The following is a 25,297-nucleotide window of genomic DNA, read 5'->3' on the forward strand; positions in this document are numbered from 1 at the left end:
CCGCCCTTGAGCCCGGCCCGTGCGTGCGGGGCCGGGACGCGCGCGGCAGGCCGGTCGACGGGCGGTCGTGGCGTCAGCGGCGGGAGGCGGCGCGCTTGGGAGGTGCGATGCGCACCCGCTGTTCGGCGGGCGCGTTCTCTATGTCGTCGAGTTGCGCGACGATCGTGTGGCGCAGGTCGTCGTAGTCCTCGAAGCAGTGGTCGTTGAACAGCGTGTAGCCCGTCCACATCAGGTTGGCGCACACCCGGGCCGGCACCCGGCCGGTCTGGGCGCCCATGCCGACCAGCGCCACCGACTCGATGCTGCCCGGCGCGTCCCTGTTCTGCCGGTGGATCGCCTGGAACGCGGCGGCGCAGGCCAGCGCCACGTTCAGCGTCTCGCTCACGTTCTGGGAGGACTGCTCCATCGTCGGCGTCGAGATCAGGAACTTCGGGTTGACCGCGCCGGACGGGACGCACACCGCGCTGCCCACCGGGAGCCGTCCCGCGAACCCGTCGCGGATCGCGCGCTGCACGCGCAGTTGGATGCCCGCCCCGAGGTGCCGCTTGATGACGGCGTCGACCCCGCCGTTCATCAGGCCCCGGGAGTTGGTCGGGCTGACCCAGGCGTCGACCTTCTCGTCGAGGATCGACCCCTTGCGGATCTCGATCTCGGGGGTGTCGGCGAACGCCGCCCGCCACGCCTCCACCACCTTGGCGTTGACGTCGGTCAACACCACCCTGAGCGGCGCCTGCTCGCGGTTCACGGTCATAGTGCACTCCCACGTGAGGGTCGGTCCTTCCACTGCTCGGGACGCTACCGCGCCCCACTGACAACGCAGTTGGGAGCCAGAGCCGCTGTCGTACCCCGCTGCTAGCCTCCCGGCCATGATCGACGCCAACGCTCCCGCGCAGCCGGACCCGAACGACCCGCTGGCCCTCGCCGAACTCTTCCAGGGCGGTGGCGAACCGTGGCTTCCGCTGCTGAAGCCGGTCATCGAGGCGCAGCCGGACGCGGCCGCGTTCATCGGCCCGAACCGCGGCCCGGACGTCGTTCCCGTGCGCGAACTCACCTTCCAGGCGCTCAAGCCCAACCCGCCGCACAAGTGGAAGGTCGTCGTCTTCGGTCAGAACCCGTACCCGCGGCCGGAGAGCGCCACGGGCATCGCCATGTTCGACAACACCTTCCACGACTGGAAGGACAGCCAGTTCGGCCGGGTCGTCAGCATCCGCTGCATCATCAAGGCGGCGGCGATGTGGAAGTACGGCATACCCAAGAAGACGCCGATCGCCGACATCCGGGCGCTTCTGAAGGAGCGGGACGCCGTCCAGCCGCCGGAGTGGTTCCAGGCGATGCTGACGCAGGGCGTCCTGCTGCTGAACGCGTCGCTCACCGCCAGCAGCGACGCGGTGCGGGGGGACGACCGGCACACGGTGTTCTGGCGTCCGATCGCCGAGCGGATCGTCGAGGAGATCCTCAAGGCCAAGCGGGACGCCGACGAGGAGGACCGGGGAGTCGTCTTCGCGTGGTGGGGAGCGCACGCGCGCAACCTGAAGAAGGTCGTCCTCCGGCTCCAGAAGAAGTATCCCGAGGTCGAGGTCCGGCACATCGACCACCCCAATCCCGCGGCGCAGGGCGACATCTTCTGCGACGGCGACCATTTCGGGATGGTGAACGACGCCCTCGCGTCGGTGGGCGCGGACGCGATCGACTGGCTGCCGAGCAGAGGGTGGGACCAGCACGCGGCGGAGGCCGGCGGCGCGGACGGCGGCGTCGCCGAGCGCATGGGCGCGTTCATCGCGTCCACCATGGAACTGCACCAGCTCTATCTGGAGCGGCTCTCCAGCGTCAAGGACGAGGGACTCGTCCTCCCCGCGATCACCGGTGTGTTCGACACCCCGCTCATGGACTTCCGCGACGCCGTCGGTCCTGTCGCCGAGCTGCTGTCGGGTCTCGACCGGCATGTGCAGCGGTCGCACGAGTTCGGCAAGCGGCGGGCGGACGAAGCGGCCGACGGCCTGTCCGCCGACGCGATCGCCGCCCTCTACCTCTACACCTGCGAGTCCGCGTTCTACCGGGAGATCAACGCCATCCTGCGCGCCCCGGACCGGTCCAGGGTCGTCCCGTACCTGCCGTACCTGCGTCTGCTGTTCTCGGCGGTGTCGGGGCTTCCCGTCCGCACGGAGCCGCTGTACCGCGGGGTGTCGCTCGACCTGCGGGCGCAGTACCCCGTCGGGCGTACCGTGACCTGGTGGGGCGTGTCCTCGTGCACGTCCGAGCTCGGCGTGGCACGGGCGTTCCTCGGCAGCCGCGGCAAGCGGACGCTCTTCGAGGTGCAGCCGGCACGGGCCGTCGGCATCCGCGACTTCTCCGCGTTCACGGGCGAGGAGGAGTTCGTCCTCCTGCCGGGCACGCAGCTGAAGGTGACGGACGTGAAGGCCCAGCGCGGCGGCCTGTGCACCGTGAGGCTGACCGAACTGGAGGAGGAGCGCCTCGTCTCCTGAGCGGGCGCGGACGGGCATGCGCGGAGCCCCCGGCCGGGTGAGCGGCCGGGGGCTCCGGGAGGCCTGACGTGGCTCAGACGTTCACGCCGAAGTCCTGCGCGATGCCCACCAGGCCCGAGGCGTAGCCCTGGCCGACCGCGCGGAACTTCCACTCGGCGCCGTTGCGGTACAGCTCGCCGAAGACCATGGCCGTCTCGGTGGCCGCGTCCTCCGACAGGTCGTAGCGGGCGATCTCGGCGCCGCCGGCCTGGTTGATGATGCGGATGTAGGCGTTGCGGACCTGGCCGAAGTTCTGCGAGCGGCTCTCCGCGTCGTAGATGGAGACCGGGAAGACGATCTTGTCGATGTCGGCCGGGAGGGCCGCCAGGTTGACGTTGATCGCCTCGTCGTCGCCCGCACCCTCGCCGGTGCGGTTGTCGCCGGTGTGGACGATGGAGTTGTCCGGGGTCTGCTTGTTGTTGAAGAAGACGAAGTGGGCGTCCGAGTAGACCTTGCCCTGGGGGTTGACCGCGATCGCGGAGGCGTCGAGGTCGAAGTCCGTGCCGGTGGTGGTGCGGACGTCCCAGCCGAGGCCCACGGTGACGGCGGTCAGGCCCGGAGCCTCCTTGGTGAGCGAGACGTTGCCACCCTTGGACAGGCTTACAGCCATGGTTGGGAGTCCTTTCCCTCGGTGCGTAGAGGCTTCGTGCGCCACGAAGCTACAGCTACCCGTATGAACGCGGAGAGGGGTACCCAAGGTTCCCCGTGTCTTTGCCTTCTTTACCCCCGGACGGCCCTGCCGGACGCCCCCCGCGGGCGGACGGGCCCTCCGGACGGCCGTCGGTTAATCGGGTGACGTGGACGGGTCACGGGAGGGAACATGTACGGCATGTCCGGTCCCTATCCCATCCGCGGCTCCGTCTCCCTGCCCGAGGCCGAGCTGATGTGGCGTTTCTCGCGGTCGTCGGGGCCCGGTGGGCAGCACGTGAACACCAGTGACTCGCAGGTGGAGCTCCGCTTCGATCTGGCCCGTACCGAGGCGCTGCCCGAGGTGTGGAAGGCGCGGGCGCTGGAGCGGCTCGCCGGGCGGCTCGTGGACGGCGTCGTCACCGTCCGCGCCTCCGAGCACCGTTCCCAGTGGCGCAACCGCGAGACCGCCGCCGTGCGCCTCGCCGCCCTCCTGGCCGAGGCCACGGCACCCCCGCCGAAGCCCCGCAGGCCCACCCGCATCCCGCGCGGTGTCAACGAGCGCCGGTTGCGGGAGAAGAAGCAGCGGTCGGAGACCAAGCGGGGAAGGACCGGACGGGACTGGGGCTGAACGGGTCCGAACGGGATCAATTCCTGATCGAAGCGGGCTCGATCCCGAACGCTTCCGATATTCGCCGGATTTTTTCTTCGAGCCTGAAGGAAGCCCTCGGCTGCCTGATCAATGCCGGCCAACTGAATTCCCGTTCAGTCCGTTCGGCAGGTCGGCCGGTTCGGCGACTTCCGCTCGTTCGTACCGGTCGGCGTTCAGTCCAACTGCCGGTAGCGGCCTTTGAAATAGACCAGCGGGCCGCCCTCCGCGCTCGGTACCCGCGCGCTCAGGACGCGGCCGATCACCAGCGTGTGGTCGCCCGCCTCCACCCGCTGCTCGGTGCGGCACTCCAGGGTGGCCAGCGCGCCGCCGACCAGGGGAGCGCCGGTGATGTCGCCACGGGTGTACGGGATGTCCTCGAAGAGGAGGCGGTCGCTGAGGCGGCCCTTCATCGCGAAGCGGCCGGCGATGTGGCGCTGGCTCCCGGTCAGCATCGACACGCCCCACAGAAGCTGCTCGTCGAGCAGGTCGTCCATGCGGGAGCCCGTACGCAGGCTGACCAGGACCAGGGGCGGGTCGAGGGAGACCGACAGGAACGCCGTCGCCGTCATGCCGGCGTACTCGCCCTCCGGCGCCCGCGGGTCGTCGGGATCCAGCGGCGGCTCCTGCGCGGTCACCAGGACGACGCCGCCGGCGAGCCGGGACATCGCGGCGCGGAACTCGTCGTTGCTCACCCCCTCAGCATGCCCGGAGCCCGGGGCGGGGACGGCGGCGACAGGGGCGGGGAGCGTCTTGAGTACGTCTGGAGGCACTCCTGCACGCTAGTGTCCGCTCGGCCCGCCCCGCATCGGACCTCCGCCCGAGTACGGTCGTAGGTCCGGGGGCGGATTCACGTACGCTCGGCCATTGGTCGTCATACGCTCAGTAAACACACAGGTAAAACGCAGAAACTCCACGCAATTGTTCACCTTCTTATGTGACTTGAGTCACAAGGGCGATGAATTGTTGACCCTGTGTACCGAGTGGGGAGCACGCTGTGATTCAGTGGCGGAGGCGTCACTGGTTCAGACCCACGGCGGAACAACCAAGAGCGCAAACGACCGACGAACGACACAGCAACGGCAGACGCAACGAGAGAAACGACGTTACGCCGAAGACAACCCTTGATTCGCTGCGAAGTCTCGGGGGGAGGGCGAAGCATGGAGGCCGAGTCGGAGCCGTACGTCCGTCTTGCGTCCCTGCGACAGCTGCACCAGGTCATGGCCGACATGAACACGGCACGGAGCCTGGCCGACACACTGCAGACCGTCGCCGACGGAGTGGTCACCGCGCTCGGTTACGAGCTGGCGTGCGTCAACCTCGTACGCGCCGACGGCGATCTCGTCGTCGCCGCCTTCTCCGGCAACCCCGCCGCGGAGGCCCTCATCACCGGCCGGGTCGGCTCCCGCGAGTCCTGGGAGCGGCGCCTGAGCATGGGCGAGAACTGGGGCGACCTGGTCTTCATACCGCACACCGAGGGCTGGGTCCTCGACGACGACGACGTCCCGCAGTGGTACACCGACGGGCCCGCGCCCCGGTTCGAGGACGAGTGGCACCCCTCCGACCGCCTCTTCGCCCCCATGTACACGCCCGCCGCGCCCGGCGGCGGTGCCGGCGGCGAGCTGATCGGCGTCCTGTCCGTGGACCGGCCGCGCAACGGCCGCCGGCCCGGCGCCTGGGGCCGCGAGGCGCTCCAGATGTACGCCTTCCAGGCCGCCATCGCGATCAGCAACGCGCGTCTACGAGCCAACATGCAGCGCGCCCTGGTCCGCCTCGAGCGCGAGCAGCAGGCGCTGCGCGCCAGCGAGGAAAGCTTCCGTCAGGCCTTCGAGTACGCCCCCTCCGGCATGGCCATCGCCGAGATGGGCGGCGACCAGCACGGCCGGATCCTGCGCACCAACGACGCCCTGTGCCGCCTCCTGGGCCGCCCCGCCTCCGCGATGCGCCGCTACTCGTTCTCCGACCTCGTCCACCCCGAGGACATAGGCACCCTGCTCCGCACCTCCGCCGAGGGCGGACGCGCCGAGCTCCGCCTCGGCCGCCGCGACGGCACCTACGTCTGGGTCAGCCTCCGCAACTCCGTCGTCGCCGACGCCGCCGACGGTCCCCGCTTCCTCCTCACCCACGTCGAGGACATCGAGGAGCGCAAGCGCCGCGAGCTCCAGCTCGCCCACCGCGCCTCGCACGACTCCCTCACGGGCCTGCCGAACTCCGCCGAGCTGCGCTCCCGCCTCTCCTCCCGGCTCTGCCAGCGCCCGCAGTCCACCCATCCCGCCGCCGTCGACGCCTACGACTCGCACGACGTGGCGTACGCGCACCCGGCCGCCTTCGACGCCAACGGCCACGGCTTCGACTACCGGCCCGGCGGCGGCGAGGCCTACGAGGCCTACGACCACCACGTGCACACCGTCGCCCCGGAGGACGTCGGCCGCGACGACGGCACCAAGGGGCTCGCGGTCCTCTTCTGCGACCTGGACGGCTTCAAGTCGATCAACGACCGGTTCGGGCACAACGCCGGTGACGCGGTCCTCATCGAGGTCGCCCGTCGGCTCTCGCGCGGCGTCCGCGACGGCGACACCGTCGCCCGGCTCGGCGGCGACGAGTTCGTGATCCTCGCCGACGGTCTCGGCCGCGCCGACGCCCAGGACCTCGCCGTACGCCTGCGCAACGAGATCATCCAGCCCATCCGCGCCGAGGGCCGGGCCGTCCGTGTGGGCGCCAGCTTCGGCATCGGCTGGGCGCACTGCGGGATGACGGCCGACGAGGTTCTGAAGTCAGCCGACGAGCGGATGTACGTCGAGAAACGATCTCGTCCCAAACAGCACAGACGGGCGGGCTGAATCCCGGGCCGAACCCCAGGTCAGAGGCGTTTGTGCCGAAGCGGTGCGCTCCGAGTCACCCGTTTGGGGCACCGAGAGCGGGTAGGCTCGCCATTCTGACCCTTGCATCGCATCAGCCCCGCACCTGTTGAGGAGTACGAAGGGATGACGCCCGGCAACAATGGCGCGAGCACGCCCGAGGACGACGACCCGTTCGGCTACCTCTACGCCGACGGCCAGGCCAACGGAGCTCAGCCCCCCTCCGGCGGCTACGGCTACCCCAACTCGGTCAGCCGCGTGCGCACCGTCGGCGAACGCCAGTACGGACAGCAGCCCCCACAGCAGACCGCGCAGTACGGGCAGCCGACGGTGCCGCAGCAGGGTGCGTACGGCCGGCCGAACGCCCACTACGCCGCGCCCGAGACCCTCCCCGGCGGCGGAGCCCCCACCGGCAACCGTCAGCAGGCGCCCGGCGGCGGGCGGGGCCGCGGCCCCAACACCAAGGGCCTGCTGATCGGCGCGGTCGCGGTGGTCGCCGCGGTCGTGATCGGTATCGCCGTGGCCATGTCGCAGGGTGACTCGGCCGACGGCAACGAGGGCGGCGGCCAGGCCTCCACCTCGCCCACCGCCTCCGCGAGCGCCTCGCCCAGCGAGTCGAGCAGCGGCGACGCGAGCAACGAGAAGGAACTGCCGACGATCGACGCGAAGGCCCTCCGACTCGGCGGTACCGCCGCGCTCGCCTCCGACGTCCAGGGCGCCCAGGCGGACGGCGGCGTCTACGTCGGCAACCTCAACCAGGTCGGCAACTCCGTCACCTGGAGCGTCGACGGCATCCCCGAGGACGGTACCTACACCCTCTTCGCGCACTACAGCACGGCCGGCGAGGACCAGTCGATGACGCTGACGATCAACGGCAAGAAGTTCGGCAGCCCGCTGAGCATGAAGAACTACGCGAAGGCCGCCGACGGCGACTTCGCCAAGGGCTGGACGACGACCTACGCCTGGCCCAGCCTCACCAAGGGCACCAACACGGTCACCCTCTCCTGCGAGAACGGCGACAAGTGCAACGTGCTGCTGGACCAGCTGTGGCTGAAGGCGGGCCAGGTCAAGAAGTAGTTCTCGCGCGGGTCAGGCCGCGGTGACCTCCCCGGTCACCGCCACCCGCCCCACCAGTTCCTCGTACGCGGCCCGGTCGAACTCGCCGGCCGCCGGGGCGAGGACGGTCGCCGCGGACAGGGCGACCGCGCGGGCCAGGGTCTGCGGCCAGGGGAGGCGGTCGACCAGGCCCGACAGCAGGCCGGCGGACACCGAGTCGCCGGCGCCCGTGGGGTTCCCGCGCAGGCGGGCGGGCGGAGTCGCCCGCCAGCGGCCCTCCGGTGCCGCCGCCACCAGGCCCTCAGGGCCCAGAGAGGCCACCACGGCACGGGCGCCGCGCCGGCGGGCGTCCTGGGTGGCGCGCAACGGCTCGTGCGAGCCGGTCAGCTCGGCCAGTTCGTCGGCGTTCGGCTTGATCAGGTCCGGACGGGCGGCGACCGCGCGGCGCAGCGCCTCGCCACTGGTGTCCAGCAGGACGGGTATGCCCGCGGCGCGGGCGGTGCGCACCAGCCCGGCGTACGCGCCCACCGGCACCCCCGGCGGCAGGCTGCCGCACAGGGCCACCGCCCGCGCTCCGGCCACGAGGCCCTCGTACGTCTCCTGGAAGGCGGACCACTCGGCGGGCGTGATGACCGGGCCCGGCTCGTTCAGCTGGGTGGTGTCGCCGGTGCGCTGGTCGACGACGGCTATCGTGCGGCGGGTCGGGCCGGCGACCGGGACGAGGGCGTCCGTCACGCCGGTGAGGCCTTCCCGGACGGCCCGGCCGGTGGCACCGCCGGCGAAGCCGGTGACCGTGACCTCGTGCCCGAGGGCGGACAGGACGCGCGCCACGTTCAGCCCCTTGCCACCGGGGCGTTCCGTCACGTCGGTCACCCGGTGCGTGGTGTGCGGGCGCAGGGACGGGACGCGGTAGGTGACGTCGAGAGCGGTGTTCAGTGTGACCGTGAGGATCACCTGGTCCGACCTCCCCCGATTGCCGGCGTTCGCCTTCTGTTCACGTGCTCCCGGTGTTCGTGCCGGGGTTTCCGTGTGTCCGGAGGCCGATCATGCCAAAGAGACGGCGACCGGCCCAGTCCTCGGGTCGGCCACCGTCTCTCGACGAGCGGACGTTTCAGGCCAGTTGGGGATCGACCACCCATTCCCCGCGCCGCATCACGCCCTTGAGGTCGAAGTTCTCGTCCAGCAGGACGAGGTCGGCGTCCTTGCCGGGCTCCAGGGAGCCCACGCGGTCGTCCATCCCCAGCAGGCGGGCCGGGGTGGCGGACAGGGCCTCGACCACGTCCTCGACCGGGATGCGGTCGGTCGTCACCGCCCGCTTGAAGGCGCGGTCCAGGGTGAGGGTGGAGCCCGCGATCGAGCCGCCCTCCACCAGGCGGGCCACGCCTTCGCTGACCTCGACCTCCAGCGGGCCGAGCATGTAGCGGCCGTCGCCGATGCCGGCCGCGTCCATCGCGTCCGTGATGAACGCGACGCGCCCCGGGCCGGCGTGACGGAACGCCAGCTCCAGGGCGGCCGGGTGCAGATGGACGCCGTCGTTGATCAGCTCGACGGTGACCCGCTCGTCCTCCAGCAGCGCGGCGATCGGGCCGGGGGCGCGGTGGCCGAGGGCGGGCATCGCGTTGAAGAGGTGGGTGGCGACCGTGGCGCCCGCCTCGATGGCCTCGACGGTCTGCTCGTAGGTGGCGTCCGTGTGGCCGACGGCGGCGATCACGCCGTGCTCGGCGAGCAGCCGTACGGAGTCGAGGCCGCCCGGCAGCTCCGTGGCCAGCGTGACCATCCTCGCCCGGCCGCGCGCCGCGTCGATCAGCTTGCGCACCTCCTCCGGGTCCGGGTCGCGCAGCAGCTTCTCCGAGTGCGCGCCCTTGCGGCACGGCGAGATGAACGGGCCCTCGAAGTGGATGCCGGCGAGGTCGCCCTGCTCGGCCAGTTCGCTGAGCAGGCCGGCCTGCCGGACCAGGACGTCCATGTCGTCGGTGACGGTGGAGGCGACGAGGGTGGTGGTGCCGTGCCGGCGGTGGGCGCGGATGGCCTTGAGGACGTCCTCCACCGGTCCGGAGAAGGACGCGCCTCCTCCGCCGTGGTTGTGGAGGTCCACGAAGCCGGGGACCAGCCAGTGGCCTCGCGCGTCGATGACCTGGGCGTCCGCCGGGGTCGCAGCGGAGATGCGGGTGCCGTCGACGGTGACGCTGCCCTCGGGCACCGTGCCGGTCGGCAGCACCACGTGGGCGCCGGCGAGCACTGTCGTGCGTCCGCCGCCCGCGGGCTGCGGGCGCGTCGTGGCGGGTCGCGCGGACTCGGCGGAGCCGCATGATGTCGCGTCACGCGCCCCTAGTGGGGTGGCCATCAGGGTGTTACCTCCATACCGTCGGTTGTCTCGAGGAGATCCCAGGCCAGGAGCCCCGCACCCAGGCAGCCCGCCGTGTCCCCCAGGGCCGCCGGGACGATCTCCGGCAGCTTCTGGAAGGTGACCCGCTGCCGGACGGCCTCCCGCAGTGGTGTGAACAAGGTTTCCCCCGCCTCGGCGAGCCCGCCACCGATGACGAGCGTGCGCGGGTCCAGCAGGGTGAGGGCGGTGACCAGGCCGTCCGCGAGGGCGTCGACGGCCCGCTGCCAGATCCGGACGGCGTTCGGGTCGCCGGACGCGACGGCCTCGGCGCAGTCCGCCGCGTCCGCCTCCGGGTCACCGCAGGCCTCCGCCCACGCCTCGCTGACCGCCGCGGCGGACGCGAACCGCTCCAGACAGCCGCGCTGCCCGCACGGACAGGGGGTTCCGCCGGGCCGTACGACGATGTGGCCGATCTCGCCCGCGAAGCCGTGCGCGCCGGCCTCGACCCGGCCGTCGACGCCGATGGCGCCCGCGATGCCGGTGCCCAGGGCGACGAACAGGAAGCGGTCGGCGCCCCGTCCCGCGCCGATCCGCCCCTCCGCGAGACCACCGGTGCGCACGTCGTGGCCGAGGGCGACCGGAATGCCCAGCTTCCCGCCGATCAGCTCGCGCAGGGGGACGTCCCGCCAGCCGAGGTTGGCCGCGTAGGCGGCGACGCCCCGGGCCTCGTCGACGATGCCGGGGACGGCTACACCGGCGGCGGCCGCGGGCTCGCCGAGGTGCTCGGCGCCGTACGTGTGCAGCTCGGCGGCGAAGTCGAGGATGCCGGTGACGACCGCGTCGGGGCCGCGGTCGCGGCCGGTGGCGCGGCGGGCCCGGTGCAGGAGCGCGCCGTCCGCCCCGACCAGGGCGGCCTTCATCCCGGTGCCGCCCACGTCGAGGGCGATGACATGTCTCACGGGGGACAGTGTGGCCCGAGTACCCTCAAGAGGTCTAGTCCACTTGCTGGATTAGACCTCAGTTCGGATAGCGGTTTAATTGGTCGGAGCATTCATCGGTCGGGCGTTCATGGCCTACGGCCTTCAGGGGAGCGGGAGAAGCACAGTGCAGCGGCGGGCAGGCAGGTCAGGAACGATCGCGGTGGCAACCGCCCTCGGCATGACGGCGGTCCTCGCCGGTTGCGGGGTCACCGGTGACTCCGGCGACGTCACCCTCACACTCGTCGCCGCCGACTACGGCGACAGCAGTGCCAACAGCTCGAAGAAGTACTGGGACGCGCTGGTGAAGGCGTACGAGAAGGAGCACCCCGGCGTCCACGTCGAGGTCACCGTCCATTCCTGGAACGACGTCGACCGCGAGGTCAAGGAGATGGTCGACGCGGGCGAGGCCCCCGACATGGCCCAGATAGGCGCCTACTCCGACTACGCCGCCGCCGACCTGCTCTACAAGGCGGGCGACGTCCTCTCCATCCCCGTCCAGGCCGACTTCGTGTCCCAGCTCGCCGACGCGGGCGAGGTGAAGGGCGTGCAGTACGGCATGCCGTTCGCCTCCTCGACGCGGCTGCTCTTCTACAACAAGACCCTCTTCGCCAAGGCCGGGGTGAGCGCGCCGACCACCTGGGCCGAGCTGGCCGAGGCCGCGGAGGCGCTCAAGGAGGAGGGCGTGAAGTACCCGTACGCGCTCCCCCTCGGGCCCGAGGAGGCGCAGGCCGAGACCATGCAGTGGCTGCTCAGCGGTGGGGGCGGCTACACCGAGACGGCCACCGGCTACAGCATCGACTCCACCGAGAACGTCGACACCTTCACCTGGCTGAAGAACGATCTGGTCGGCAAGGGTCTGACCGGGCCCGTCGCGCCGGGCAAGCTCAACCGGGCCGACGCGTTCGCGGCGTTCGCCGCCGGGCAGGTCGGCATGCTCAACGGGCACCCCTCGCTGATGAAGGCGGCCGAGAAGAAGGGCGTGAAGTTCGGCATGGTGCCGATGCCCGGCGTCGACGGCCCCACCAAGGTCTCCATGGGCGTCGCCGACTGGATGATGGCGTTCAGGCAGAACGGGCACGCCGACCAGATCAAGGAGTTCCTGAGCTTCGTCTACAACGAGGAGAACGTCCTCGCCTTCTCCCGCGAGTACGACCTGCTGCCGGTCACCAACTCCGCGTCCCAGGTCATGAGCTCCGCGGCGGAGGACGCGGACCTGCGGCCGTTCCTGGAGCAGCTGCCGGTGTCCGAGCTGTATCCGGTGGGGCGGACCTCGTGGGCGTCGGTCAGCGCGGAGATCAAGCAGCGGATCGGTCAGGCCGTGAGCGCCGGCGGCAGCCCGTCCGGCGTCCTGGGACAGCTGCAGACGACGGCGACGACCGCGGAGAGCGGCTCCGCCGGCTGACCCGTGCGGGGACGCGGTGGGTTACGGTGCGGGGATGGAGCGGCCGGAGGCGGAGCTGGGGGCGAGGGAACGGGACATCCTCGCCCTGGAACGGCGTGGGTTCCCCGGGCCGGGGGCGAAGGAGCGGGCGATCCGTGAGGAACTGGACCTGTCCCCGGTCCGCTACTACCAGCTGCTCAACGCCCTGCTGGACGATCCGCGGGCGCTGGCCCACGACCCGGTGACCGTGAACCGCCTCCGCAGAGTCCGAGAGGCCCGCCGCGCGGAGCGCTGAGCCGCACACGCCGCCCCTGCCCTTCCGTCCCCGAGGGTTACCGCCCCCGGGCCGCACGAGCATGCGCGCCGCTCGGGGCGGCTTGGGTGGGTTGTTCCGGCTCCGGACACCAGCGGCGGCCCGGGTGGCTTGTTCCGGCTCCGGAACACCAGCCGCGGGCTTGCGTGCGGCCTGGGGTGGCATGGGGTGGGCGTGGACGGCCCGCGTCGAGTGCCGGGCTGTGTGACCCGGCCCCCGGTCTCGGACGTCCTGCGGCATCCTGCCTGCGTCTGGCCCGCTCAGCCGCGGGCTTGCGTGCGGCCTGGGGTGGCATGGGGTGGGCGCGGGCGGCCCGCGTCGAGCGCGGGGCTGTGTGACCCGGCCCCCGGTCTCGGACGCCTTGCGGCATCCGGCCTGCGTCTGGCCCGCTCAGCCGCGGGCTTGCGTGCCGGCCGGACACCAGCGGCGGGCTTGCGTGCGGCCTGGGGCGGCACGGGTTGGGCGCGGGCGGCCCGCATCGAGCGCGGGGCTGTGTGACACGGTCCCCGGTCTCGGACGCCTTGCGGCATCCTGCCTGCGTCTGGCCCGCTCAGCCGCGGGCATGCGTGCCGCCTGGGGCGGCACGGGTGGGCGCGGGCGGTGCCGCGTCGAGCGCCGGGCTGCGCGACCCGCCCCCCGGCCCCGGCGCCCCGCGGCATCATCCGGCCTGCGACTGGCCGTGCGGCTCGGGTGGGCTGTCCAGCCCCGGGTCCAGCCCCGGGTTGGTCGTCGGCCTCGGGTGGGCCGGGGCGGCTCGGGTGGCCGTCCAGCCTCCGACGGGTCGCGGGTTCCCAGCACGGGTGGTCGCGGGTGGGGTCCGGCGAGGGGTGGGCCGGGTGCCCCACCCCACCGTCGCCGGCGCCCCGCGGTTATCGTCACCGTATGGGCACCCAAGAGACGCACTCCACGGAACCCGCAGAACTCCCCACCCCCACCACCCCCCAGGGCCAACAGGCCCTGGACGCCATCCGGGCCCGCCCCCGCACCACCCTCGTGGCCCTCGACTTCGACGGCACCCTCGCGCCGATCGTCGAGAACCCGGACGACGCGCGGGCACACCCCGACGCCGTCCCCGCGCTCGCGGCGCTCGCGCCGAAGGTCGCCTCCGTCGCCGTGGTGACGGGGCGGCCGGCCGCGGTGGCCGTGCGCAACGGCGGGTTCGCCGGGGTGCCGGGGCTGGAGCACCTCACCGTGCTCGGGCACTACGGGGCCGAGCGGTGGGACGCCCGGACCGGCACCGTCAGCGCCCCCGCCCCCCACCCCGGCGTCGCCGCCGCCCGCGCCGAGCTGCCGGGCGTGCTGGACGCGGCCGGTGCCTGGCAGGGGACCTGGGTGGAGGAGAAGGGGCGGGCCGTAGCCGTGCACACCCGCCGGGCGCAGGACCCGCAAACCGCCTTCGAGGCGCTGCGGCAGCCGTTGGCCGACCTCGCCGCCCGGCACGGGCTGATCGTCGAACCGGGCCGGATGGTCCTCGAACTGCGGCCGCCCGGCGTGGACAAGGGCGTGGCGCTGCACGAGTACGTCCGTGAGATCGGCGCCGAGGCGGTCCTCTACGCCGGCGACGACCTCGGGGACCTCCCCGCCTTCGCGGCCGTGGAGAAGCTCCGCTCCGACGGCGTCCCCGGTCTGCTGGTCGCCAGCGGCAGCGCGGAGGTGTCGGAACTCGCCGAGCGCGCCGACCTCGTCGTCGACGGCCCCGCCGGCGTCGTACGGCTGCTGCGGACGCTCGCGGATCAGCTCGGCTGAGTCTCCCGCAGCGCCTGCAGCTGCTCCAGGAACCACTGGGCCGGAGGCAGCGCGGTCGCGGCCGCCGCCAGCCTCTTGGTGCGCTCGGCGCGCTCCTCCGGCTTCATCGACAGGCCCTCGTGCAGGGCGCGGGCGGTCTCCAGGACGTCGTACGGGTTCACGACGAGGGCGTCCTCGCCCAGCTCCCAGTAGGCGCCCGCCTCCCGCGACAGCACCAGCGCGCAGCCGTGGTCGGAGACGACCGGCACCTCCTTGGCGACCAGGTTCATGCCGTCGCGGATGGGGTTGACCAGGGCCACGTCGGCGAGGCGGTACGCGGCCAGGGAGCGGGCGAAGTCGTCCTTGACGTGCAGGACGACCGGCGTCCAGTCCTCGGTGCCGTACCGCTCGTTGATCTCCCCCGCCACCCGCCGCACCTCGGCCGTGTAGTCGCGGTAGACGGCGAGGTCCTGGCGGGAGGGGTAGGCGAAGGCGACGTGGACGACCCGCTCCCGCCACTCCGGGTGGTCGTCGAGGAGCTGCCGGTACGCCAGCAGACCGCGCACGATGTTCTTCGACAGTTCGGTGCGGTCGACGCGGACGACGGTCTTGCGGGGGCTGCCGTCGGGGGCCGTGCCGATCTCCGCGCGCAGGACCGGGAGACGTTCCCCGACGTCCGGTTCGTGGGAGCGGGCGCGCAGGAAGTCGGCGTCGGCGCCGAGACCGTGGACACCCACCCGGGTGTCGCCGAGGCCCCCCGCGAACTGTGCGCAGCAGGCGGTGAACGCGTCCGCCCAGCGCTGGGTCAGGAAGCCCAGGCGGTCCGCGCCGAGCATGCCCCGCAGCAGCTGGGTGCGGATGTCGCCGGGCAGCAGTCCGAAGTAGTCCGCCGGCGCCCACGGCGTGTGCGAGAAGTGGCCGATGCGCACGTCCGGGCGCAGCTCCCGGAGCATCCCGGGCACGAGACACAGGTGGTAGTCCTGCACCAGGACCGCCGCGCCCGGGGCCGCCTCCTCCGCCAGCGCCTCGGCGAAGGCCCGGTTGTACGTCTCGTACGAGGCCCACTGGCGCCGGAACTCCGCGTCGAAGACCGGCTCCGTCGGGGTCTGGTACAGCAGGTGGTGGATGAACCACAGCACGGAGTTGGCGATGCCGTTGTAGGCGTCGGCGTGCACGTCGGCCGGGATGGGCAGCATGCGCACGCCCTCCTCGCCGACCCCGCGCCGGACCGCCTCACGGTCGCCCTCGGACAGTGCCGAGCAGACCCAGAGGGCGCCCGCGTCGGGGCCGATCGCCGACAGGCCGGAGACCAGCCCGCCGCCGCCCCGTTTCGCGTGCAGCGAGCCGTCCTCGCCGATCGTGTACGAGACCGGGCCGCGATTGGACGCGACCAGCACCTGAGCACCCTGAGCTGCAGCACCGTGCGTGGAAGCCATACGCCTCAACCTAGCCCGGTCCTGATCCGCTCAAACGTACGGATGGGCCGTGTGGTGGGCCGTATCCGGCCGTATACGGCCCGCCCGCGCGGATGACGGCAGTGGCTGCGAGGACGCCCGTGCGAACGGGTGCGCACCCGCTCACGCCACCTTGCGTGCCGCGTACTCCGCGATCTCCGCCATCGGCGGGCGCTCCTCCGTGTCCACCGAGTACGTGCGCGGCTCGAAGCCGTTCGCGCCCCGTTCGAACTGGGTGAGGGAGGGACGGACGAGGTGTCCGCGGGCCAGCCGGAGCTGGGCCGTGCGGTAGATCGCGGCCGCCATCCGGCCGAGTGCCTGCCCGTCCTGGTGGCGGTGCTTGCGCACGCCGACGTCGACCTGGGCGAGGGCGTCCAGGCCCACCAGGTGGAGGGCGTCGACCAGCATGCCGAGTTCCACCCCGTAGCCGACGGGGAAGGGCAGCCGTTCCAGCAGGCTGCGGCGGGCCGCGTACTCGCCGCCCAGCGGCTGGACGAAGCCGGCGAGCTGCGGCCAGTGCATGTTGAGCAGGGGGCGGGCCATCAGCTCGGTCACCCGGCCGCCCTGGCCGGCGGTCCTGCCGGAGGAGAGCGCAGTCGACTCCGTGCCCAGCGGGCGGTCGTACATGGCCTTGACCAGGTCGATGTCCGGGTCGGTGAGCAGCGGGCCCACGATCCCGGAGACGAAGTCGGAGGAGAACTCCCGCAGATCGGCGTCGATGAAACAGACGATGTCCCCGGTGGTGACCAGCAGGGAGCGCCACAGGACCTCGCCCTTCCCGGGCACGGCCGGTATCCGGGGGAGGATCGTGTCCCGGTGGACCACGCGCGCGCCCGCAGCCGCCGCGACCTGCGACGTACGGTCGGTCGACCCCGAGTCGACGACGACCACCTCGTCGACGAGCGGAACCTGCTGCACGAGGTCGTGGCGGATGATCGCGACGATGTCGCCGACCGTCTCCTCCTCGTTCAGCGCGGGCAGCACGACGGACACCGACTGGCCCGAGGCACGTTTGGCGGCCAGGATCCCGTGGAGCGGGCGATCGGTCACGGACCAGGAGCGGGTGGCGAGCCAGCGCTCGACTTCTTCCAGCACGGTCTGCGACTCCTCACTGTCGTGATCACACCAGGTGCACACGGGGTCACCGTGTGATCCATCTCGCGGTTCGGACGACTATCTCAACTGTCCTGGCCGTCGGTTACAGTCTTGAACAACGCGGATGACCATCACATGTCCGGGGTCGTCGGCGTTCACAACCACATACCGCTCATCCAGAGGGGCAGAGGGACACGGCCCGATGAAGCCCCGGCAACCCTCCAGCCGGTCTCGTACCGATCAGTGACGATCGCTCCGCGAGGCTCCCGGCTAGGGAAGGTGCCAAATCCGTCTCACGGCGAGATGCGTCGTGAGGAAGATGAGGAGAAAGGGCCTCGCCTCACATGGCTGTGCAGACAGTTGCAAGCACCACCGACTCCACGACCAGCGTAGACCTCGGTCCTGCCGCGGCTCTCTCCTGCCGCGAGTGCGGCCACCGGGTGCCCCTCGGCCCGGTCTTCGCGTGCGAGGAGTGTTTCGGCCCGCTCGAGATCGCGTACGACTTCTCCTCCTACGACACGGAGGAGCTCCGCAAGCGCATCGAGGCGGGACCCGCGAACATCTGGCGCTACGCGCCGCTGCTGCCCGTCCCGGCCGACGTGGCGGACAAGCCGAACCTCAACCCCGGCTGGACCAAGCTCGTCAAGGCCGACAACCTCGCCCGCGAGCTGGGCGTGACCGGCGGACTGTACGTCAAGGACGACTCGGGCAACCCGACCCACTCCTTCAAGGACCGTGTGGTCGCCCAGGCCCTGGAGGCCGCCCGCGCCTTCGGCTTCACCACCCTGTCCTGCTCCTCGACCGGCAACCTCGCCGGCGCGGTGGGCGCCGCCGCGGCCCGCGCCGGCTTCCGTTCCTGCGTGTTCATCCCGCACGACCTGGAACAGGGCAAGGTCGTCATGGCCGCGATCTACGGCGGCGAGCTCGTCGGCATCGAGGGCAACTACGACGACGTCAACCGCTTCTGCTCCGAGCTCATCGGCGACCCGGCGGGCGAGGGCTGGGGCTTCGTCAACGTCAACCTGCGGCCGTACTACGCCGAGGGCTCCAAGACGCTGGCGTACGAGATCTGTGAGCAGCTCGGCTGGCGGCTGCCGGACCAGCTCGTCGTGCCCATCGCCTCCGGCTCGCAGCTCACGAAGATCGACAAGGGGCTCCAGGAGCTGATCAAGCTCGGGCTCGTCGAGGACAAGCCGTACAAGATCTTCGGTGCGCAGGCCGAGGGGTGCTCGCCGGTGTCCACCGCGTACAAGGCCGGCCACGACGTGGTCCGCCCGCAGAAGCCGAACACCATCGCCAAGTCCCTCGCCATCGGCAACCCGGCGGACGGGCCGTACGTCCTGGACATCGCGCGTCGCACGGGCGGCGCGGTGGAGGACGTCGACGACGAGCAGGTGGTCGACGCGATCCGGCTGCTCGCCCGGACCGAGGGCATCTTCGCGGAGACGGCCGGCGGTGTGACCGTGGGCGTGACCAGGAAGCTGATCGAGAACGGTCTGCTGGATCCGGCGTTGACGACCGTCGTGCTGAACACCGGCGACGGGCTGAAGACGCTGGACGCGGTGGCCGGCACGGGCCTCACCGCGACCATTCGTCCCACCCTGGACTCGTTTCGCGAGGCCGGCCTCGCGTAAGCGGGTAGTTGTCCGTCCGCGGGCTGCGTGGCTGGTCGCGCAGTTCCCCGCGCCCCTCGGGGCACCGTACCGACCGGAGGTCACAACGTGAGCGTCACCGTCCGCATCCCCACCATCCTGCGCACCTACACCGGTGGTCAGGCCGAGGTGGCCGCCGAGGGCGCGACCCTCGCCGAGGTCATCGCCGACCTGGAGAAGAACCACACGGGGATCGCCGCGCGTGTCCTCGACGACCAGGGCAAGCTGCGCCGGTTCGTCAACGTGTACGTCAACGACGACGACGTGCGCTTCGAGCAGGGGTTGGAGACGGCGACCCCGGACGGCGCCGGCGTCTCGATCATCCCGGCCGTCGCGGGTGGCTGACCGAGGTTCAGTACTCGCCGGTAGTAACCGTCGGTAACGCTGATTACCGAGAGTTCATCGAATTGCCCCCACCGTGAGAGAAGCGGAGGGGGCAATTCAGTGTGATTGAGCGCGGTACAGTTGGGGAACCGGGTCCCGGTCCACTGATCCGGAGCCTTTGATTTCTGCCCTGAGCCCGACAAGAAGTAGCCAAAGTGTGTGCTTCTTTTGTGGCTTTTATGGCCTTTGCGGGGCCCGACTTGCCCCGAATTCTGGCGAATTCTCGCCACATTCCTGGCCTCGTGCGTCCAGAATTCTCGTCCGACTGACCTGTTGCACACGGCAGTTGGACAGATACATTCAGCCGCGGTCGACGCGTTCCGGCGCACGCCCCCAACCAACTGGGGGGTGAGGTCTGACCCGGATCCGCGAAGTGTGGATCTGTGCAAGGGCCAGTAATAGGGGAGTTAGGCATGGCTCAGGGCACCGTCAAGTGGTTCAACGCGGAGAAGGGGTACGGCTTCATCGCGGTCGACGGTGGTGCGGACGTCTTCGTCCACTACAGCGCGATTCAGATGGACGGCTACCGCACCCTGGAAGAGGGCCAGCGGGTCGAGTTCGAGATCTCGCAGGGTCAGAAGGGCCCGCAGGCCGACATGGTTCGCGTCACCGCCTGAACGAATTTTCAGCGAAGGGCTCGCATCCCGGCGGGGGTGCGGGCCCTTCGTGCTGCCCGGGGCCCGCCCGCGCACGGCCGAGCGCGCCGCCCGATCCCGGCAGGCGCTTGCACTCGACAGGGCCGAGTGCTAATCATTGCGTTAGCACTCTGAAGGTGAGAGTGACAACGAAGGACCGGGTCGGTGAGGCTCGTGGACCGGATGGGGCAAGGAACCACCGGTCGGGAGCCGTCCGTCGCGGGCGCGGGCGCGGTCCGAAGGAATCACCCCCAGTCCTGGAGGGACCACTTCACATGGCCAAGATCATCGCGTTCGACGAGGAGGCGCGGCGCGGCCTCGAGCGCGGCATGAACCAGCTCGCGGACGCCGTCAAGGTGACCCTCGGCCCCAAGGGCCGCAACGTCGTCCTCGAGAAGAAGTGGGGCGCCCCCACGATCACCAACGACGGTGTCTCCATCGCCAAGGAGATCGAGCTCGAGGACCCGTACGAGAAGATCGGCGCCGAGCTGGTCAAGGAAGTCGCCAAGAAGACGGACGACGTCGCCGGTGACGGTACGACCACCGCGACCGTCCTCGCCCAGGCCCTGGTCAAGGAAGGCCTGCGCAACGTCGCCGCCGGCGCCAACCCGATGGCCCTGAAGCGCGGTATCGAGAAGGCCGTCGAGGCCGTCTCCGCCGCCCTGCTGGAGCAGGCGAAGGACGTCGAGACCAAGGAGCAGATCGCCTCCACGGCCTCCATCTCCGCCGCCGACACCCAGATCGGCGAGCTCATCGCCGAGGCCATGGACAAGGTCGGCAAGGAAGGCGTCATCACCGTCGAGGAGTCCCAGACGTTCGGTCTGGAGCTGGAGCTCACCGAGGGTATGCGCTTCGACAAGGGCTACATCTCGGCGTACTTCGCCACCGACATGGAGCGTATGGAGGCCGTCCTCGACGACCCGTACATCCTGATCGCGAACTCCAAGATCTCCAACGTCAAGGACCTGCTCCCGCTCCTGGAGAAGGTCATGCAGTCGGGCAAGCCGCTGCTGATCATCGCCGAGGACGTCGAGGGCGAGGCCCTGTCGACCCTGGTCGTCAACAAGATCCGCGGCACCTTCAAGTCCGTCGCGGTCAAGGCCCCGGGCTTCGGCGACCGCCGCAAGGCGATGCTGAACGACATCGCCATCCTGACCGGCGGCGAGGTCATCTCCGAGGAGGTCGGTCTCAAGCTCGAGAACACGACCCTCGACCTGCTGGGCAAGGCCCGCAAGGTCGTCATCACCAAGGACGAGACCACGATCGTCGACGGCGCCGGCTCCTCCGAGCAGGTCGCGGGCCGCGTGAACCAGATCCGCGCGGAGATCGAGAACAGCGACTCCGACTACGACCGCGAGAAGCTCCAGGAGCGCCTGGCCAAGCTCGCGGGCGGCGTGGCCGTCATCAAGGCCGGTGCCGCCACCGAGGTCGAGCTCAAGGAGCGCAAGCACCGCATCGAGGACGCCGTCCGCAACGCGAAGGCGGCCGTCGAGGAGGGCATCGTCGCCGGTGGTGGCGTGGCCCTGCTGCAGGCCTCCCAGGTCTTCGAGAAGCTGGAGCTCGAGGGCGACGAGGCCACCGGTGCCGCCGCCGTCAAGCTGGCGCTCGAGGCCCCGCTGAAGCAGATCGCGGTCAACGCCGGCCTCGAGGGCGGCGTCGTGGTGGAGAAGGTGCGCAACCTGACCCCGGGCCACGGCCTGAACGCCGCGACCGGCGAGTACGTCGACCTGGTCGCCGAGGGCATCATCGACCCGGCCAAGGTGACGCGCTCCGCGCTGCAGAACGCCGCGTCGATCGCCGCGCTGTTCCTCACCACCGAGGCCGTCATCGCCGACAAGCCGGAGAAGGCCGCTGCCCCGGCCGGCGGCGGCATGCCGGGCGGTGACATGGACTTCTGATCCACCTCGGGTTTCGACCCCGGTTGATCGGCGTCCTTACCGAGGGCGGCACCCCCTGTTCCGACAGGGGGTGCCGCCCTCGGGCGTTCCGGGCCGTGCACGCGCTTGTCCGACGGGGCTGCGGCGGCGGGGTGGGTCGTGGTTGCTCGCGGACAGGGTGGCCGGGGCCACGGCCATGCGGGACGGATGTGGAATGCGTCGCCTTGCGCGTCCATTTGCTTAAGTAGGTGCAACAATGCGTGCGCACATACTGACCGGTATAACGACGCTTCCGAGGAGCCCTGCGTGACCGATACCCAGCCCACCGCCTCCAGCGCGGCACAGATCCTGGCCCGGCCGACCGTGATCAACGGCCTCACCGTCCCGAACCGCATCGTGATGGCGCCCATGACCCGCATGTTCTCCCCGGGCGGCATCCCCGGCGAGGACGTCGCGTCGTACTACGCCCGCCGCGCCGCCGCCGGGGTGGGCCTGGTCGTCACCGAGGGAACGTACGTCGGCCACGACTCGGCCGGGCAGAGCGACCGCGTGCCGCGCTTCCACGGCGAGGAGCAGCTGGCGGGGTGGGCGAAGGTCGCCGAGGCGGTCCACGCGGCGGGCGGCACGATCGTGCCGCAGCTGTGGCACATCGGCATGGTGCGCAAGCAGGGCCAGCCGCCCGTCGCGGACGCCCCCGCCGTCGGCCCCTCCGGCATCCGTGTCGACGGCACCGAGGGCACCGGCAGGGCGATGACCCAGCGCGACCTGGACGACGTCATCGGCGCGTTCGCCGAGGCCGCCGCGGCCGCCGAGCGCATCGGCTTCGACGGCGTGGAGATCCACGGCGCCCACGGCTATCTCGTCGACCAGTTCCTGTGGGCGGGCACCAACCGCCGCACGGACGCCTACGGCGGCGACCCCGTGTCCCGCACGAGGTTCGCGGCGGAGATCGTCGACGCCGTCCGCGAGGCGGTCTCCCCCGAGTTCCCGATCCTCTTCCGCTACTCGCAGTGGAAGCAGGAGGCCTACGACGCGCGGCTCGCGGAGACCCCGGAGGAGCTGGACGCCATCCTCGCCCCGCTCGCCGCGGCCGGCGTCGACGCCTTCCACGCCTCCACCCGCCGCTACTGGCTGCCCGAGTTCGACGGCTCCGACCTCAACCTGGCGGGCTGGACGAAGAAGCTCACCGGCAAGCCCGCCATCACCGTCGGCTCGGTCGGCCTGGACGGCGACTTCATCAAGGGGTTCCAGGGCGAAGGCTCCCCGGTCAAGGGCATCGACGACCTCCTCGACCGGCTGGAGCGCGACGAGTTCGACCTGGTGGCCGTCGGCCGCGCCCTCCTCCAGGACCCGGAGTGGGCGGCGAAGGTCCTCGGCGGCCGCTTCGACGAGCTGAAGCCGTACGACGCGGCGGCGCTGCGGACGCTGAGCTGACCCCGACCGGCGAGCGGGGAATCGGACGGGGGCGGGGCCCCGGCTGGGGCCGGTGGCCGCCTCGCGCCGGCCGGCACCCGGCGTGCGGAGCCGTCCGTCGCCGAGTGCGCCGCGGCGACCACGGTCGCCGGCCGGTGCGTCGTCACACCGGACGGCGACTAGAGGTTGCCGAGTGGTTCGATGTCGACCTTCACCGGGGTGCCCCAGATGCGCAGGACCTCGTAGTCCGTGAACTCGTGGACCAGCCGGTAGGCCATCGCGGGCCGGGAGCCGCGCCGCAGGGCGGCGAGGTACAGCTCGGCCTCGCGCCGGTCCCGGCGGGGGGTCCCGCACAACTGCCACTCCTGCCCGTTCCACAGCTCCGGCAGCCAGCGCTGCTGGGGTTGCGGGCGGTCGCCGCGGGTGCCGTAGCGGGAGGGGGCGGACGGCGTGTGGGGTGCCTGGGGGGCGGGGCCGTTGAACTCGGCGCGCCGGGCCGCCCGCCGCCGGGTCTCGCAGAGCAGGCACCGGTCGGGTGCGCTCTCGTCGACGGGCCCGTTCGGATGCTCGGCGCAGCGGGTCGCCGGGGCGGCGGTGCCGACGCTCTCGTCCAGCAGCTCCAGGGCCCGCCGCAGATCGGCCCTGACCTCGTGCAGCTTGGTGTCCGGGGTGTCCGCGGTGAGGGCTTCGCCGTGCTCACCGAGGAGGCGGAGGGCACGACCCAGGTGGGTGAGCTGGGCGTGGTTCATGGCGCGCGTCTCCGTTCCCGCTGCTGTCGCCGTCCTGCGTCGGACTTCTACGACACCACGGTCGCACATGCCACTGACAGCCCGGCGGGGTCGTCCGCCTCCTCCCGCTGGGACGGCGGCCGCGGCGCCGGCCGGGACCCGGGTGACGTCCTCACCCGGATCGGGAAGGCGCCGGATCACCGGAAGCCGGGTCACCGGAAGCAGCGGACCGTGCCGTGCGGTCGGTGACGCCGAAGACGTACGTCACGGCGAAGCCGACCGCGTAGCCCGTCAGCAGCCCGCCCCCGTAGATCGCCAGCAGGGGCCCCCAGCCCTGGTTGCCGGCCAGCAGGGGGAAGAGGGCCCAGCCGGACGGACCGATCGCCGTCGCGCCCACCTTGTCGCCGAGCATCGCGAAGAAGCCGACGAAGGCCCCGCCGGCCGCCCCGCCCACACAGGCCGTCAGAAAAGGTCGGCCCAGGGGGAGGGAGACGCCGTAGATCAGGGGCTCGCCGACGCCCAGCAGCCCGGCCGGGAGCGCCGACCTGATCGTCGTACGCAACGACACGTCGTGGCGCAGACGGACGTAGACCGCGAGGGACGCGCCGACCTGGCCGGCGCCCGCCATCGCCAGGATCGGCAGCAGGACGGTGTAGCCCTGCTGCTCGATGAGGGTGGTGTGGATGGGGATGAGGGCCTGGTGCAGACCCAGCATCACCAGCGGCAGGAACAGACCGCCGAGGACAAGACCGGCGAAGGCGCCCGTCGTCGCGAGCAGCCAGTTCGCGGCCGTACCGATGGCGGAGGACACCGCGCCGGCCGCGTACATGAGGCCGTACAGCGTGGCGAGGCCCGCGACCAGGACCGTCAGGGTGGGGGTCAGCAGGACGTCCAGGGTGCCCGGGACCCGGCCGCGGCACCATCTCTCCACGTACGCCGCCAGCAGGGCGGCGGCCAGCGCGCCGAGGACCCCGCCCTGACCGGGCGCGAGGGTCACCCCGAAGGCCGTCACCTCCGCGACGCCCGGGTGCACGACGATCGCCGCGACCGCGCCGCCGAGCACGGGGGTGCCGCCGAACTCCTTCGCCGTGTTGTACCCGACGAACACGGCGATCAGCGCCATGAAGCCGGAGGCCACGGCGGCCACGGCGGGCGTCAGCCACGGCAGCCACCCGGCGTTGACCAGAAGGCCGTTGACGCCGGCGAGGACTCCGCAGCCGATCAGGGCGGGGATGAGGGGGACGAAGACGGCGGCGACCCGGCGCAGGGCGGTCTTGAACGGGGTGGCGTTGCGCCGCCGCCGCTCCTCGCGCAACTCCGCTCCCCGGGCGGCCAGTTCCTCGGCCGTCGACCGCCCCACGAGTTCCTCGAACGCGGCCGTCACCGTGGTGACGAATCCCGGCCCGAGCACCACCTGGTAGGTGCCGTCGGCCACGACGAGGCCGAGCACCCCGGGCAGCGCCCGCAGCGCCTCCTCGTCCACCCGGGACGGATCGGCCAGACCCAGCCGCAGCCGGGTCATGCAGTGGGCGACGGACAGGACGTTCGCGGGGCCGCCGACGAGGGGGAGGAGGGCGGTGGCCGTGGCGTGGGGATCGACAGTCACCCCCCGAGCGTGCGGC

The 25,297-nt window shown here is 71.6% G+C and carries 22 protein-coding genes and 1 riboswitch; of the genes, 12 read left to right on the forward strand and 10 right to left on the reverse strand.

The window, feature by feature from the left end; all coding sequences use genetic code 11:
• Positions 1 to 73: 73 nt before the first annotated feature.
• Entirely contained in the window at positions 74 to 751 is a 678-nt protein-coding gene (locus ACIHAR_RS23560) for a macro domain-containing protein (RefSeq protein WP_400021580.1), read from the reverse strand.
• A 115-nt stretch (positions 752 to 866) separates the two neighbouring features.
• Between ACIHAR_RS23560 and ACIHAR_RS23565 the strand changes: the two genes are divergently transcribed.
• Positions 867 to 2,483, forward strand: coding sequence for an ADP-ribosyltransferase domain-containing protein (locus tag ACIHAR_RS23565; RefSeq protein WP_400021583.1), 1,617 nt, complete (start codon positions 867 to 869; stop codon positions 2,481 to 2,483).
• A 73-nt stretch (positions 2,484 to 2,556) separates the two neighbouring features.
• On the opposite strand, the gene ACIHAR_RS23570 is transcribed toward ACIHAR_RS23565, so the two are convergent.
• Positions 2,557 to 3,132, reverse strand: a complete 576-nt coding sequence (locus ACIHAR_RS23570; protein WP_365460006.1) for a TerD family protein — start codon at positions 3,130 to 3,132, stop codon at positions 2,557 to 2,559.
• A 210-nt stretch (positions 3,133 to 3,342) separates the two neighbouring features.
• Between ACIHAR_RS23570 and arfB the strand changes: the two genes are divergently transcribed.
• Positions 3,343 to 3,780, forward strand: coding sequence for an alternative ribosome rescue aminoacyl-tRNA hydrolase ArfB (arfB, locus tag ACIHAR_RS23575; protein WP_365460003.1), 438 nt, complete (start codon positions 3,343 to 3,345; stop codon positions 3,778 to 3,780).
• A 194-nt stretch (positions 3,781 to 3,974) separates the two neighbouring features.
• Here arfB and ACIHAR_RS23580 read toward each other — a convergent pair whose 3' ends face one another.
• A complete protein-coding gene (locus tag ACIHAR_RS23580; protein WP_400021585.1) occupies positions 3,975 to 4,493 on the reverse strand; it encodes a flavin reductase family protein in 519 nt (172 codons plus the stop codon).
• 465 nt (positions 4,494 to 4,958) lie between these two features.
• Here ACIHAR_RS23580 and cdgB point away from each other — a divergent pair, with 465 nt between their 5' ends.
• On the forward strand, positions 4,959 to 6,638 hold the full coding sequence (gene cdgB / locus ACIHAR_RS23585; RefSeq protein ID WP_365459997.1) for a diguanylate cyclase CdgB: 1,680 nt from the start codon (positions 4,959 to 4,961) through the stop codon (positions 6,636 to 6,638).
• 144 nt (positions 6,639 to 6,782) lie between these two features.
• Positions 6,783 to 7,733, forward strand: a complete 951-nt coding sequence (locus ACIHAR_RS23590; protein ID WP_365459994.1) for a carbohydrate-binding protein — start codon at positions 6,783 to 6,785, stop codon at positions 7,731 to 7,733.
• Between the two features lie 12 nt (positions 7,734 to 7,745).
• On the opposite strand, the gene ACIHAR_RS23595 is transcribed toward ACIHAR_RS23590, so the two are convergent.
• The 3 genes from ACIHAR_RS23595 to ACIHAR_RS23605 all read right to left on the reverse strand — a co-directional run bounded on the left by ACIHAR_RS23595 (position 7,746) and on the right by ACIHAR_RS23605 (position 10,997).
• Positions 7,746 to 8,666 (reverse strand): 1-phosphofructokinase family hexose kinase, encoded by a 921-nt coding sequence (locus ACIHAR_RS23595; RefSeq protein ID WP_400021587.1) that lies wholly within the window; start codon positions 8,664 to 8,666, stop codon positions 7,746 to 7,748.
• A gap of 157 nt (positions 8,667 to 8,823) precedes the next feature.
• On the reverse strand, positions 8,824 to 9,951 hold the full coding sequence (nagA, locus tag ACIHAR_RS23600; protein ID WP_365460096.1) for an N-acetylglucosamine-6-phosphate deacetylase: 1,128 nt from the start codon (positions 9,949 to 9,951) through the stop codon (positions 8,824 to 8,826).
• Between the two features lie 104 nt (positions 9,952 to 10,055).
• The gene (locus ACIHAR_RS23605) at positions 10,056 to 10,997 is read right to left on the reverse strand and encodes an ROK family protein (protein ID WP_400021589.1); all 942 of its coding nucleotides are present in this window, start codon (positions 10,995 to 10,997) and stop codon (positions 10,056 to 10,058) included.
• 199 nt (positions 10,998 to 11,196) lie between these two features.
• Here ACIHAR_RS23605 and ACIHAR_RS23610 point away from each other — a divergent pair, with 199 nt between their 5' ends.
• The 3 genes from ACIHAR_RS23610 to otsB all read left to right on the forward strand — a co-directional run bounded on the left by ACIHAR_RS23610 (position 11,197) and on the right by otsB (position 14,458).
• Entirely contained in the window at positions 11,197 to 12,420 is a 1,224-nt protein-coding gene (locus tag ACIHAR_RS23610) for an extracellular solute-binding protein (RefSeq protein ID WP_400021755.1), read from the forward strand.
• A 34-nt stretch (positions 12,421 to 12,454) separates the two neighbouring features.
• Complete coding sequence (locus ACIHAR_RS23615; protein ID WP_384653115.1) at positions 12,455 to 12,694, forward strand: DUF3263 domain-containing protein; 240 nt, start codon at positions 12,455 to 12,457, stop codon at positions 12,692 to 12,694.
• 900 nt (positions 12,695 to 13,594) lie between these two features.
• Positions 13,595 to 14,458: a trehalose-phosphatase gene (gene otsB, locus ACIHAR_RS23620; protein ID WP_400021591.1), complete on the forward strand. Its 864-nt coding sequence runs from the start codon at positions 13,595 to 13,597 to the stop codon at positions 14,456 to 14,458.
• Here otsB and ACIHAR_RS23625 read toward each other — a convergent pair.
• Positions 14,446 to 15,873 carry a trehalose-6-phosphate synthase gene (locus tag ACIHAR_RS23625; protein ID WP_400021592.1) on the reverse strand — a complete coding sequence of 476 codons (1,428 nt, stop codon included), beginning with the start codon at positions 15,871 to 15,873 and terminating at the stop codon, positions 14,446 to 14,448. The two genes, otsB and ACIHAR_RS23625, sit on opposite strands and share 13 nt — an antisense overlap.
• A 141-nt stretch (positions 15,874 to 16,014) precedes the next feature.
• Positions 16,015 to 16,986, reverse strand: coding sequence for a glucosyl-3-phosphoglycerate synthase (locus tag ACIHAR_RS23630; protein WP_365459976.1), 972 nt, complete (start codon positions 16,984 to 16,986; stop codon positions 16,015 to 16,017).
• A gap of 169 nt (positions 16,987 to 17,155) precedes the next feature.
• A riboswitch (SAM riboswitch) is annotated at positions 17,156 to 17,312 on the forward strand.
• A gap of 18 nt (positions 17,313 to 17,330) precedes the next feature.
• Here ACIHAR_RS23630 and thrC point away from each other — a divergent pair.
• The 5 genes from thrC to ACIHAR_RS23655 all read left to right on the forward strand — a co-directional run bounded on the left by thrC (position 17,331) and on the right by ACIHAR_RS23655 (position 22,968).
• Positions 17,331 to 18,620 (forward strand): threonine synthase, encoded by a 1,290-nt coding sequence (gene thrC / locus ACIHAR_RS23635; protein ID WP_400021595.1) that lies wholly within the window; start codon positions 17,331 to 17,333, stop codon positions 18,618 to 18,620.
• A gap of 87 nt (positions 18,621 to 18,707) precedes the next feature.
• The gene (locus ACIHAR_RS23640) at positions 18,708 to 18,983 is read left to right on the forward strand and encodes a MoaD/ThiS family protein (protein ID WP_004000249.1); all 276 of its coding nucleotides are present in this window, start codon (positions 18,708 to 18,710) and stop codon (positions 18,981 to 18,983) included.
• Between the two features lie 452 nt (positions 18,984 to 19,435).
• Positions 19,436 to 19,639: a cold-shock protein gene (locus ACIHAR_RS23645; protein WP_004986573.1), complete on the forward strand. Its 204-nt coding sequence runs from the start codon at positions 19,436 to 19,438 to the stop codon at positions 19,637 to 19,639.
• A gap of 293 nt (positions 19,640 to 19,932) precedes the next feature.
• Positions 19,933 to 21,555: a chaperonin GroEL gene (groL, locus tag ACIHAR_RS23650; protein WP_365459967.1), complete on the forward strand. Its 1,623-nt coding sequence runs from the start codon at positions 19,933 to 19,935 to the stop codon at positions 21,553 to 21,555.
• Between the two features lie 285 nt (positions 21,556 to 21,840).
• The gene (locus tag ACIHAR_RS23655) at positions 21,841 to 22,968 is read left to right on the forward strand and encodes an NADH:flavin oxidoreductase (protein ID WP_400021598.1); all 1,128 of its coding nucleotides are present in this window, start codon (positions 21,841 to 21,843) and stop codon (positions 22,966 to 22,968) included.
• Positions 22,969 to 23,126: 158 nt separating this feature from the next.
• Here ACIHAR_RS23655 and ACIHAR_RS23660 read toward each other — a convergent pair whose 3' ends face one another.
• Together ACIHAR_RS23660 and ACIHAR_RS23665 are read right to left on the reverse strand one after the other, a co-directional pair.
• The gene (locus tag ACIHAR_RS23660; RefSeq protein ID WP_365459961.1) at positions 23,127 to 23,696 is read right to left on the reverse strand and encodes a hypothetical protein; all 570 of its coding nucleotides are present in this window, start codon (positions 23,694 to 23,696) and stop codon (positions 23,127 to 23,129) included.
• Between the two features lie 151 nt (positions 23,697 to 23,847).
• Positions 23,848 to 25,281 carry a PTS transporter subunit EIIC gene (locus ACIHAR_RS23665; protein ID WP_400021601.1) on the reverse strand — a complete coding sequence of 478 codons (1,434 nt, stop codon included), beginning with the start codon at positions 25,279 to 25,281 and terminating at the stop codon, positions 23,848 to 23,850.
• Between the last annotated feature and the right edge of the window lie 16 nt (positions 25,282 to 25,297).

This window comes from Streptomyces sp. NPDC052016, from assembly GCF_044548445.1.
Lineage (GTDB): Bacteria > Actinomycetota > Actinomycetes > Streptomycetales > Streptomycetaceae > Streptomyces.